Origin of the sequence: Citrobacter sp. RHBSTW-00671 (assembly GCF_014103415.1) — a bacterium.
GTDB lineage: Bacteria > Pseudomonadota > Gammaproteobacteria > Enterobacterales > Enterobacteriaceae > Citrobacter.
In genome coordinates this window covers 3906668-3918501 of the sequence record NZ_JABXPR010000001.1, presented here as the reverse complement: position 1 = coordinate 3918501, position 11834 = coordinate 3906668, and the positions used below count along the sequence as shown (strand labels likewise).

General features: G+C 51.8%; 9 protein-coding genes. 6 read left to right on the top strand and 3 right to left on the bottom strand.

From position 1 onward, the window contains the following. Window positions 1-64 precede the first annotated feature (64 nt). From sucA to HV261_RS18735, 5 genes are all read left to right on the top strand, one after another. Window positions 65-2866 (top strand): 2-oxoglutarate dehydrogenase E1 component, encoded by a 2802-nt coding sequence (gene sucA, locus HV261_RS18755; RefSeq protein WP_202039118.1) that lies wholly within the window; start codon window positions 65-67, stop codon window positions 2864-2866. Between the two features lie 14 nt (window positions 2867-2880). Next, window positions 2881-4104, top strand: coding sequence for a 2-oxoglutarate dehydrogenase complex dihydrolipoyllysine-residue succinyltransferase (gene odhB, locus HV261_RS18750; RefSeq protein WP_003022925.1), 1224 nt, complete (start codon window positions 2881-2883; stop codon window positions 4102-4104). Between the two features lie 91 nt (window positions 4105-4195). Next, window positions 4196-5362, top strand: a complete 1167-nt coding sequence (gene sucC / locus HV261_RS18745; protein ID WP_202039117.1) for an ADP-forming succinate--CoA ligase subunit beta — start codon at window positions 4196-4198, stop codon at window positions 5360-5362. Beyond that, window positions 5362-6231: a succinate--CoA ligase subunit alpha gene (gene sucD, locus HV261_RS18740; RefSeq protein ID WP_005122544.1), complete on the top strand. Its 870-nt coding sequence runs from the start codon at window positions 5362-5364 to the stop codon at window positions 6229-6231. The genes sucC and sucD overlap by 1 nt, the downstream gene beginning before the upstream one ends. Before the next feature lie 257 nt (window positions 6232-6488). Beyond that, window positions 6489-7382, top strand: a complete 894-nt coding sequence (locus tag HV261_RS18735) for a PocR ligand-binding domain-containing protein (RefSeq protein WP_202039116.1) — start codon at window positions 6489-6491, stop codon at window positions 7380-7382. Here the strand turns inward: HV261_RS18735 and cobA are convergent. Further along, window positions 7361-8149, bottom strand: coding sequence for a uroporphyrinogen-III C-methyltransferase (gene cobA / locus HV261_RS18730; protein WP_202039115.1), 789 nt, complete (start codon window positions 8147-8149; stop codon window positions 7361-7363). The genes HV261_RS18735 and cobA overlap by 22 nt on opposite strands. Before the next feature lie 404 nt (window positions 8150-8553). On the opposite strand from cobA, the gene HV261_RS18725 reads away from it, so the two are divergent. After that, on the top strand, window positions 8554-9456 hold the full coding sequence (locus HV261_RS18725; RefSeq protein WP_137381339.1) for a LysR family transcriptional regulator: 903 nt from the start codon (window positions 8554-8556) through the stop codon (window positions 9454-9456). A 70-nt stretch (window positions 9457-9526) separates the two neighbouring features. On the opposite strand, the gene cobO is transcribed toward HV261_RS18725, so the two are convergent. Next, a complete protein-coding gene (cobO, locus tag HV261_RS18720) occupies window positions 9527-10129 on the bottom strand; it encodes a cob(I)yrinic acid a,c-diamide adenosyltransferase (RefSeq protein ID WP_202039114.1) in 603 nt (200 codons plus the stop codon). A 9-nt stretch (window positions 10130-10138) separates the two neighbouring features. Then, a complete protein-coding gene (locus tag HV261_RS18715; RefSeq protein WP_202039113.1) occupies window positions 10139-11791 on the bottom strand; it encodes a class I fumarate hydratase in 1653 nt (550 codons plus the stop codon). Between the last annotated feature and the right edge of the window lie 43 nt (window positions 11792-11834).

Here is an 11834-nt window from a genome sequence, read left to right as displayed (position 1 = left end):
CGCACATCAGTGTGCGTGGTAGTATCCACGGCGAAGTAAGCATACAAATGCTTAAGGGATCACGATGCAGAACAGCGCTTTGAAAGCCTGGTTGGACTCTTCTTACCTCTCCGGTTCTAACCAGAGTTGGATAGAACAGCTCTATGAAGACTTCTTAACCGACCCTGACTCGGTAGATGCTAACTGGCGTTCGACGTTCCAGCAGTTACCTGGTACCGGAGTCAAACCGGATCAACTCCACTCAAAAACACGTGATTATTTCCGTCGACAGGCGTTGATTACCCCACGTTACTCTTCTTCTATTTCCGACCCTGATGCCAATGTGAAGCAGGTTAAAGTCCTGCAGCTCATTAACGCCTATCGTTTCCGCGGTCACCAGCATGCGAACCTCGATCCGCTGGGGCTGTGGCAACAAGAAAATGTGGCCGATCTGGACCCGTCTTTCCACGATCTGACCGATGCGGATTTTCAGGAAAGCTTTAACGTAGGTTCTTTTGCCGGCGGCAAAGACACGATGAAGTTGAGCGACCTGGTTGTCGCGCTGAAACAAACCTACTGCGGCCCGATTGGCGCCGAGTATATGCACATCACCAGCACCGAAGAGAAACGTTGGCTCCAGCAGCGTATTGAGTCCGGTCGTGCCGCATTCAGTAGTGAAGAGAAGAAACGCTTCCTTAGCGAACTGACCGCAGCAGAAGGTCTGGAACGCTACCTGGGTGCGAAGTTCCCGGGTGCAAAACGCTTCTCGCTGGAAGGCGGTGATGCGTTAATCCCGATGCTTAAAGAAATGATCCGCCACGCCGGTAACAGCGGAACCCGTGAAGTGGTGCTGGGTATGGCGCACCGTGGTCGTCTGAACGTACTGGTTAACGTGCTGGGTAAACGCCCGCAGGAACTGTTCGACGAATTTGCGGGCAAACATAAAGAACACCTCGGCACCGGTGACGTGAAGTACCACATGGGCTTCTCGTCTGATATCGAAACCGAAGGCGGTCTGGTACACCTGGCGCTGGCGTTTAACCCGTCGCACCTGGAAATCGTTAGCCCGGTGGTTATCGGGTCGGTACGTGCGCGTCTGGACAGGCTGGATGAGCCAAGCAGCAATAAAGTATTGCCGATTACGATTCACGGTGATGCGGCAGTGACCGGACAGGGCGTGGTTCAGGAAACCCTGAACATGTCCAAAGCGCGTGGTTACGAAGTGGGCGGTACCGTTCGCATCGTTATCAACAACCAGGTAGGCTTCACCACCTCTAACCCGCTGGATGCGCGTTCTACACCGTACTGCACCGACATCGGTAAGATGGTTCAGGCGCCGATTTTCCACGTGAACGCGGATGACCCGGAAGCGGTTGCTTTCGTTACCCGTCTGGCGCTGGATTTCCGTAATACATTTAAACGTGATGTCTTCATTGATCTGGTGTGCTACCGCCGTCACGGCCATAACGAAGCCGATGAGCCGAGCGCAACCCAGCCGCTGATGTATCAGAAAATCAAAAAGCATCCGACCCCGCGCAAAATCTACGCTGACAAGCTGGAAGCGGATAAAGTTGCCACGCTGGAAGATGCGACCGAAATGGTCAACCTCTATCGTGATGCGCTGGATGCGGGCGAATGCGTGGTGAAAGAGTGGCGCCCAATGAACATGCACTCCTTCACCTGGTCACCGTACCTCAACCACGAGTGGGATGAAAACTACCCTAGCAAGGTTGAAATGAAGCGTTTGCAGGAACTGGCCAAACGCATCAGCACCGTACCTGAAGCGGTTGAAATGCAGTCGCGTGTTGCCAAGATTTATGGCGATCGTCAGGCGATGGCCGCAGGCGAGAAGCTGTTTGACTGGGGTGGCGCAGAGAATCTGGCTTACGCCACGCTGGTTGACGAAGGCATTCCGGTACGTCTGTCGGGTGAAGACTCCGGCCGCGGTACCTTCTTCCACCGTCACGCGGTGATTCATAACCAGGCCAACGGTTCAACCTACACGCCGCTGCAGCATGTGCATAACGGCCAGGGCACGTTCCGCGTATGGGACTCCGTGCTGTCTGAAGAAGCTGTGCTGGCGTTCGAGTACGGTTATGCCACGGCAGAACCGCGCACTCTGACCATTTGGGAAGCGCAGTTCGGCGACTTCGCCAACGGTGCACAGGTGGTTATTGACCAGTTCATCTCTTCCGGCGAGCAGAAATGGGGCCGTATGTGCGGTCTGGTGATGCTGCTGCCGCACGGCTACGAAGGTCAGGGTCCGGAGCACTCCTCCGCGCGTCTGGAACGTTATCTGCAACTTTGCGCTGAGCAAAACATGCAGGTTTGCGTCCCGTCTACCCCGGCACAGGTCTACCACATGCTGCGTCGTCAGGCGCTGCGCGGTATGCGTCGTCCGCTGGTAGTGATGTCACCGAAGTCGCTGCTGCGTCATCCGCTGGCGGTGTCTACGCTGGACGAACTGGCAAACGGCACCTTCCTGCCAGCCATTGGTGAAGTCGATGAACTGGATCCGAAAGGCGTGAAGCGTGTCGTAATGTGTTCTGGTAAGGTTTATTACGACCTGCTGGAACAACGCCGTAAGAATGGCCAAAAAGATGTTGCCATTGTGCGCATCGAACAGCTCTATCCATTCCCGCATAAAGCGGTGCAGGAAGCGCTGAAACCGTTTGCTCATGTACATGATTTTGTCTGGTGCCAGGAAGAGCCGCTCAACCAGGGCGCATGGTACTGCAGCCAGCATCATTTCCGTGAAGTAATTCCATTTGGGTCAGCTCTGCGTTATGCAGGTCGCCCGGCCTCTGCCTCTCCGGCAGTAGGATATATGTCCGTTCACCAGAAACAGCAACAAGATCTGGTCAATGACGCGCTGAACGTCGATTAAATAAAGGATAAATAATGAGTAGCGTAGATATTCTTGTTCCCGACCTGCCTGAATCCGTAGCGGATGCAACGGTTGCAACCTGGCACAAAAAACCGGGCGATGCAGTACGTCGTGATGAAGTACTGGTAGAAATCGAAACTGACAAAGTGGTACTGGAAGTACCGGCATCAGCGGACGGTATTCTTGATGCGGTTCTGGAAGATGAAGGGACAACCGTCACTTCTCGCCAGATCCTCGGTCGCCTGCGTGAAGGCAACAGCACCGGTAAAGAAACCAGTGCTAAGTCTGAAGAGAAAGATTCTACTCCGGCACAGCGCCAGCAGGCGTCTCTCGCCGAGCAGAATAACGATGCCCTGAGCCCGGCGATCCGTCGCCTGTTGGGTGAGCATAACCTCGAAGCCAGCGCTATCAACGGCACCGGTGTCGGTGGACGTATTACGCGTGAAGATGTTGAAAAACATCTGGCTAAAGCGCCGGCGGCGAAAGCCGAAGCAAAAGCGCCGGCAGCAGCACCTGCACCACAGGCTCAACTGGGCGCGCGTGGCGAAAAACGTGTTCCGATGACCCGTCTGCGCAAACGCGTAGCCGAGCGTCTGCTGGAAGCGAAAAACTCCACCGCGATGCTGACGACCTTCAACGAAGTCAACATGAAGCCAATCATGGACCTGCGTAAGCAATACGGTGATGCGTTCGAGAAACGCCACGGTATCCGTCTGGGCTTTATGTCTTTCTATGTGAAAGCGGTTGTTGAAGCGCTGAAACGCTATCCGGAAGTGAACGCGTCTATCGATGGTGATGACGTGGTTTATCACAACTACTTTGATGTCAGCATGGCGGTCTCCACGCCGCGTGGTCTGGTTACCCCGGTACTGCGTGATGTTGATCTGCTGGGTATGGCCGACATCGAGAAGAATATTAAAGAACTGGCGGTAAAAGGTCGCGACGGCAAGTTGACGGTTGAAGATCTGACGGGCGGTAACTTCACCATCACTAACGGTGGTGTGTTCGGTTCCCTGATGTCTACGCCTATCATCAACCCGCCGCAGAGCGCCATCCTGGGTATGCATGCCATCAAAGACAGGCCGATGGCAGTAGACGGCAAGGTTGAAATCCTGCCGATGATGTATCTGGCGCTGTCTTATGACCACCGTCTGATCGATGGTCGTGAGTCAGTGGGCTTCCTGGTAACCATTAAAGAGTTGCTGGAAGATCCAACACGTCTGCTGCTGGACGTGTAGTTAATAAGAGTATCACCTGCCCCGTAGGTCTGGACGCCTTATCAGACCTACGGGTAAAAGATAACGATTACCTGAAGGATGGACAGAACACATGAACTTACATGAATATCAGGCAAAACAACTTTTTGCCCGCTATGGCTTACCGGCACCGGTGGGTTATGCCTGTACTACTCCGCGTGAAGCCGAAGAAGCCGCATCTAAAATCGGCGCTGGCCCGTGGGTAGTGAAATGTCAGGTTCACGCTGGTGGCCGTGGTAAAGCGGGCGGTGTGAAGGTTGTTAACAGCAAAGAAGACATTCGCGCTTTTGCTGAACACTGGCTGGGTAAACGTCTGGTTACTTACCAGACAGACGCTCATGGCCAACCGGTAAATCAAATTCTGGTTGAAGCCGCGACCGACATTGGTAAAGAACTTTACCTCGGCGCAGTTGTTGACCGTAGCTCCCGTCGCGTGGTCTTCATGGCCTCTACCGAAGGCGGCGTGGAAATCGAAAAAGTAGCGGAAGAAACTCCGCACCTGATCCACAAAGTGGCGCTCGATCCGCTGGCAGGTCCGATGCCTTACCAGGGTCGTGAACTGGCGTTCAAACTGGGTCTGGAAGGTAAACAGGTTCAGCAGTTCACCAAGATCTTCATGGGTCTGGCGACTATCTTCCTGGATCGCGATCTGGCGCTGATCGAAATCAACCCGCTGGTGGTGACCAAGCAGGGTGACCTGATCTGCCTCGACGGCAAACTGGGGGCTGACGGCAACGCGCTGTTCCGCCAGGCTGACCTGCGCGAAATGCGCGACCAGTCTCAGGAAGATCCGCGTGAAGCGCAGGCTGCACAGTGGGAACTGAACTACGTCGCACTGGACGGTAACATCGGTTGTATGGTTAACGGTGCGGGCCTGGCAATGGGCACCATGGACATCGTTAAGCTGCACGGCGGCGAACCGGCTAACTTCCTCGACGTTGGCGGCGGCGCGACCAAAGAACGTGTAACCGAAGCATTCAAAATCATCCTCTCTGACGACAATGTTAAAGCCGTTCTGGTTAACATCTTCGGCGGTATCGTTCGTTGCGACCTGATCGCTGACGGTATCATCGGCGCGGTAGCGGAAGTGGGTGTAAACGTTCCGGTCGTGGTACGTCTGGAAGGTAACAACGCTGAACTCGGCGCGAAAAAACTGGCTGATAGCGGCCTGAATATTATTGCAGCGAAAAGTCTGACGGATGCAGCTCAGCAGGTTGTTGCCGCAGTGGAGGGGAAATAATGTCAGTTTTAATTAATAAAGATACCAAGGTTATCTGCCAGGGCTTCACCGGTAGCCAGGGGACATTCCACTCTGAACAAGCGATCGCTTACGGTACGCAAATGGTCGGTGGCGTTACGCCGGGTAAAGGCGGCACCACGCATCTGGGTCTGCCAGTGTTCAACACCGTACGTGAAGCGGTAGAAGCGACCGGCGCAACCGCCACCGTTATCTACGTTCCGGCGCCGTTCTGCAAAGACTCCATCCTGGAAGCTATCGATGCAGGCATCAAGCTTATCATCACCATCACCGAAGGTATCCCAACGCTGGATATGCTGACCGTGAAAGTGAAGCTGGATGAAGCTGGCGTACGTATGATCGGCCCGAACTGCCCAGGCGTTATCACTCCGGGTGAATGTAAAATCGGTATCATGCCGGGCCACATTCACAAGCCGGGTAAAGTGGGCATCGTTTCCCGTTCCGGTACGCTGACCTATGAAGCGGTTAAGCAGACCACTGACTACGGTTTCGGCCAGTCCACCTGTGTGGGCATCGGTGGGGATCCAATCCCTGGTTCTAACTTTATCGACATTCTGAAGCTGTTCCAGGAAGATCCGCAAACCGAAGCGATCGTCATGATCGGTGAGATCGGCGGCAGCGCGGAAGAAGAAGCGGCTGCTTACATCAAAGATCATGTGACCAAGCCTGTTGTGGGTTACATCGCGGGTGTGACTGCGCCGAAAGGTAAGCGTATGGGTCACGCGGGTGCGATCATCGCGGGTGGTAAAGGTACAGCGGATGAGAAATTCGCTGCGCTGGAAGCCGCAGGCGTGAAAACAGTTCGTAGTCTGGCCGATATCGGCGAAGCGCTGAAAGCGGTAATTAAGTAATTCTCAAAAAGCAGTATAAGGTCTGACTCTTTCGCGTAGCAGAAAACAGCGGTTACGCGAAGGAAGCAAGACTGATTCGTTTTCGACATGGTTGGCCATCTATTGATGGCCTTTTTTATTTTCTGTCATCCCGCATCATGCAATTTGATCACAACCATCTTCACAAATGAGATTATTTTTTGCGGCGAACATCATTCTTTCTTGTGCCTGGATTTTGCATATTACCGCCTTTAGTCATATTAAGGTTGGAGGATGGCGTGTCGCTGAAAATTCAGGATGATTACTTACCATGTTTTTTCTCTATAGCAGAAGTCTTCTCCAATGCGACGGGGTTAGCAACGGTAGTCGTTGATGTTACAGGCAGAGTACTCTCTGATTGCCATAATTTTAATTCATTCTGTAAGCTGATGAGAGCGAATAAACGCTACAGTGTTGGTTGCCAGGCGTGCGATAAACAGTGTGCTTTTGAGGCACTGAAACAGTGTAAACCCAGAATATTCAGCTGCCATGCAGGGTTAAGTTTATTCTCCATGCCATTAATTTATGAGGGGAATCTGCATGGTTTTATTATCTGTGGTCAGGTTCGGGCTAAGTACCAGGAATATAAAACCATCATCGTTGAAGATGAGTTACGGTGGATGGGCGATCCTCAAATAAAAGCCGAGTGGGAACAGCTCGTTGCGGTTGATAATAATACATTGGTGGCATCGGCTAATTTATTACATTTTATTGTCAACAATTTTGAGAGACAAGAAAAGCAATCTGAAGTGGTATTCGATAAACCGCTAAGTAGCGTCCGGCACTATTTAACGGAGCTTTCTCGTCATGAGAAAAAACTACTGGCGGCACTGCGTTATATTGATGATAACTTGTATAGTGACTTATCCCTGGAGTCTGTGGCAGCACATGTCTGTTTAAGTGCAAATTATTTCAGTCGATTTTTTAAGAAACGCCAGGGCGTTAATTTTAAAACCTGGGTAAATCAGAAAAAAATGCAAAAGGCGGGGGAGCTATTACATGATCCTGTTCATTCAATAGACAGTATTGCCCGGAAACTTCAGTACGCGCAAACCAGCTATTTTTGTCGCGTTTTCCGGGCGGCGCATCAAACATCACCCCAGTCTTTTCGTCACGCCAGACTCTCGCAGTAAAGATGTTCAGGGAGGTCGATAGCGGCAGGAATGAAAGACAGACGATCGCTCAGCGTGACGACATCGCCAATGACGACCAGTGCAGGTGGCGTAATGTTGGCTTCCTGCGCATTGCTCAGTAACGATCCGAGGGTACAGGTTAGTCGGCGCTGATTCTCCCGGGTCGCGGACATGATAATGGCCGCGGGTGTTTCCGCCGGTTTTCCGCCCATCAGTAGCTCTTCACAGATGAATGCCAGATTCGCAATACCCATGACGATAACCAATGTACCGTTCAGTTTGGCCAGCTGGCGCCAGTCCTGTTGTTGGTTACCTTCGCGTGTATGGCCGGTCACCACGTGAAAACCAGAGGCGTAATCGCGATGTGTTACCGGGATCCCGGCACAGGTTAATCCCCCAATGGTTGAACTGATACCGGGGACGACTTCAAAAGGTATCCCCGGCTCGATAAGCCCTTCAGCTTCTTCGGCCCCACGACCAAATACGTAGGGATCGCCACCTTTTAAGCGCACGATATTGTGATGCGTCTGGGCATACTGAACGAGAAGCGCGTTGATTTCATCCTGTGGCACGCAATGAAATCCTGGATTCTTACCGACATTGATAAGCTCACAGTCAGCGGATGCCCATTCCAGAATCTTAGGATTGACCAACCTGTCGTAAATAATGACATCTGCTTGTTTAATGCACATCACTGCTTTGAGGGTGAGTAATGAAATATCACCGGGACCTGCGCCAACGAGCCAGACCTTTCCGAAAGTTTTCACATTGTGTCCTTTATCACGTCTAACAAAAAAAGGCAGAACCACCCCGGAGAATGATTAAAAGCAGTCGTTTGCCTGTAAGTTATAACGCTAAATTTTCCTAAATTATCACAAGGATAATATTGATTAATCTCGCAAAGTTTTTTCCACAATAAACAAGATGACTTGAAAAATTATTAAGAACTTATTGGCGCTATGTGTCTGAATTTAACCTTAATTAAATTGTGTTTATTGTTGTGCTTGAGTATTATTGGTTAATATTTATCCGCCATCAGTATGAACAAATCATGGATTGGATCAATGACATCAATGCCTGAAATAAAATATAACACTCGATGTTTACTCGGGTGACATGAATTATTTTTTATAAATTAAACTATTTTTGTACGCTGCATATGGAAGAGGTTATGAGAGGAAAAATACCCAAAACGGAGTTGCTGGTAACTTTTGAAGTGGTTGCGCGTCACGAAAGTTATACCCGGGCAGCTGAAGAGCTGGCTTTAACACAAAGTGCTGTTTTCCGCCAGGTGAATGCGCTAGAGGATTTTCTTAATACTGCGCTATTTAATCATGCCAAGAAGCGCATTTTTTTAAATGCGGCAGGCAAACACTATTTAACTATCGTTAAAGAAACACTGAACAAGCTTGAACGAGACACGACGACGATCATGACATGGCAGCCGACCGTACAAGTGATCGAACTGGCGGTTAACCCGACGTTCAGTACGCACTGGCTGATCCCAAACCTGCGTGAGTTCAATAAACTCAATCCGGATATTATCGTTAACATTCATTCTCTGGCGAATATTGGCGATTTTCTTAACCGGGAATATGACGCAGCGATCATGCGGGAAGATTTTTACTCTCCGTGGTCGGGGGTCGAGTACCTGTTCGAAGAGGAAATTCTGCCCGTGTGCAGCCGTTGCCTGCTTGCCGAACCGGACCGGAAGCTGTCTGTCGATGAACTGCTGAACGAATACCCGCTTTTGCATCAAAGCACCCGCATCAAAGGCTGGCAGGAATGGTTTGCGCTGTCCGATGTCAGCAGTCCGCTGGTGAATAAAGGTCCGCGATTTGATCTCTTGTCGATGTTGATTGCGGCGGTACGTTCCAACCTTGGCGTCGCATTGCTACCCCGTTTTGCCATTCAGCACGATCTGGATAGCGGGGATATGGTGATTCCTTGCGATGTTCCAATGCGTACCGGGAATCGATTTATCATGACGTGGCGGGAGGAGAAATCAGAGTCCCTGCATTTGGAGATCTTCCGCAACTGGTTGCTAAATAAATCCGTGGTGTCAGCTGCCTGATGGCGGCTGCGCTTGATCAGGCCTACAGGTATTTGCCCGATACGCGTATCGGTATCGGGCAAAAGAGCGATTACCAGTCGATCCCAGGCTGTGCCTGAATGCCGCTATCAAAAGCGTGTTTAACCGGGCGAAGCTCGCTGACCGTATCGGCAAGTTCAAGTAACAGCGCATGGCAACCGCGCCCGGTGACAATGACGCTCTGGTCGGCAGGGCGATTTTCGATGGCGTTGATAACCTCCTGCGTATCCAGATAGTGATATGCCAACATATAGGTGAGTTCGTCCAGTACGACCAGATCGTAATGCGCATCGGCTAGCATGCGCTTACTTTCCTGCCACACTGCCGTGGCCGCCTCGATATCGGCTTCCCGGCTCTGGGTTTCCCAGGTAAAACCGGTACCCATAATATGAAACTCCACGCCGAGAGGGTGCAGTGTGTTGTACTCGCCATTATCCCACTGGCCTTTGATAAACTGTGCGACGCCAACGGTTTTTCCGTGACCAACCGCGCGCGTCGCCGTGCCGAAGGCTGCGGTGGATTTCCCTTTGCCATTGCCGGTGAAGACAATCAGAATCCCTTTTTTCTCCGTTGCTGCCGCCACGCGGGTATCGACCTGCGCTTTCAGCTTCTGCTGGCGCTGGCGATGTCGGTCATTGTTGGCTCGCGCTTCCATGGTCGCTCCTTAATGTCCTGCCGGGCAGGTTGCGCAGCGATGCTGCTGTTCAAACTGACTGAAGAAGTTATTGCCTTTGTCATCCACTAAGACGAAGGCTGGCATATTTTTAACTTCCATCATCCAGACCGCTTCCATGCCCAATTCGGGATACTCAAGGCAGTGCAGGCTCTTCACATATTGCTGTGCCAGCAGGGCCGCTGCGCCGCCGATGCTGCCGAGGCTAAATCCACCGTGTTTGTGGCAGGCATCAGTGACCTGCTGGCTGCGGTTACCCTTGGTGAGCATAATGAGGCTGCCGCCTTGTGCCTGGAAGGCATCGACATACCCATCCATACGCCCGCCGGTGGTCGGACCCATTGAGCCACAGGCCTGATTTTCCGGGGTTTTGGCGGGACCTGCGTAATAAACGATATGCTTTTTCATGTATTCCGGCATCGGTTCGCCGTTATCCAGACGCGCTTTGATGTTTGCGTGGGCGATATCGCGAGCGACAACAATCGGGCCGCTGAGCGACAGGCGTGTACCAATGGGCAGAGCCGACAAATCATTAAGAATCTCACGCAACGGGCGATCGAGGTTGAGCTCTACCGTCTGGGCGGTGTTTTCAACGCGGTGAGAGTCGGGAATAAACTTACCTGGGTTATGTTCGAGTTTCTCCAGCCAGATCCCGTGTTTATTAATTTTAGCCTTGATGTTGCGGTCAGCCGAGCAGGAGAGCGCCATGGCGATAGGGCAGGAGCCACCGTGGCGCGGCAAACGAATAACGCGAATGTCGTGGGCAAAGTATTTGCCACCAAACTGCGCGCCGATGCCAAATTCGCGGCTGGCATTGAGCAGTTCGGTTTCCAGTGCTGTATCGCGGAATGCCTGGCCCAGTTCATTCCCGCTGGTGGGCAGGTTATCGTAATATTTGGTCGATGCCAGCTTCGCAACTTTTAGCGACTGATCGGCAGATAATCCACCAACCACAAAGGCGATGTGGTACGGCGGACAAGCGGCAGTACCCAGCGATTTCATTTTTTCGATCAGGAAAGCCGTCAATTTCTCCGGCTGCAGAATAGATTTGGTTTCCTGGAACAGCGCGGCTTTGTTCGCTGAGCCACCGCCTTTGTTGACGAACAAGAAACGGTATTCGCTACCCGGCGTCGCGCTGATGTCGATTTGTGCAGGCAGGTTGGTCTGGGTATTGACCTCGTTATACATGTCCAGCGGGGCATTTTGTGAATAACGCAGGTTACTTTCCGTAAAGGTGGTATATACACCCTTGCTTAATGCTTCGGCATCATCGCCACCGGTCCAGACCTGCTGGCCTTTGCTGGCGACAATGGTGGCGGTCCCGGTGTCCTGGCAGTTGGGGAGTACGCCTTTGGCTGAGACTTCGGCATTGCGCAGCAGCTGTAACGCAACGTACTTGTCATTACTGCTGGCCTGTGGATCGTGCAAAATGCTGGCAATCTGTTTCAAATGTCCGGCGCGCAGGAAAAATGAAGCCTCATAAAATGCCTGCTGTGCTAACAAGGTTAACGCTTCCGGCGCAACCTTAATAACTTCCTCTCCGTCTAACTCCGTCACCGTAATGTGTTGATTACTGAGCAATTCATATTCGGTATTATCTTTACTCTGAACAAAGAGTTCCTGCCAGACAAATGGTTTAGACATGTTTACTTCTCACCTCTTCATTTTTGCCGGATGACGGCGTAAA

Excerpts from the sequence above, each read along its gene's own strand:
- HV261_RS18715 (WP_202039113.1), bottom strand. The coding sequence starts at position 11,791 with ATGTCTAAACCATTTGTCTGGCAGGAACTCTTTGTTCAGAGTAAAGAT.
- sucA (WP_202039118.1), top strand. The coding sequence starts at position 65 with ATGCAGAACAGCGCTTTGAAAGCCTGGTTGGACTCTTCTTACCTCTCC.
- sucD (WP_005122544.1), top strand. The coding sequence starts at position 5,362 with ATGTCAGTTTTAATTAATAAAGATACCAAGGTTATCTGCCAGGGCTTC.
- cobO (WP_202039114.1), bottom strand. The coding sequence starts at position 10,129 with ATGGAAGCGCGAGCCAACAATGACCGACATCGCCAGCGCCAGCAGAAG.
- sucC (WP_202039117.1), top strand. The coding sequence starts at position 4,196 with ATGAACTTACATGAATATCAGGCAAAACAACTTTTTGCCCGCTATGGC.
- HV261_RS18725 (WP_137381339.1), top strand. The coding sequence starts at position 8,554 with ATGAGAGGAAAAATACCCAAAACGGAGTTGCTGGTAACTTTTGAAGTG.
- odhB (WP_003022925.1), top strand. The coding sequence starts at position 2,881 with ATGAGTAGCGTAGATATTCTTGTTCCCGACCTGCCTGAATCCGTAGCG.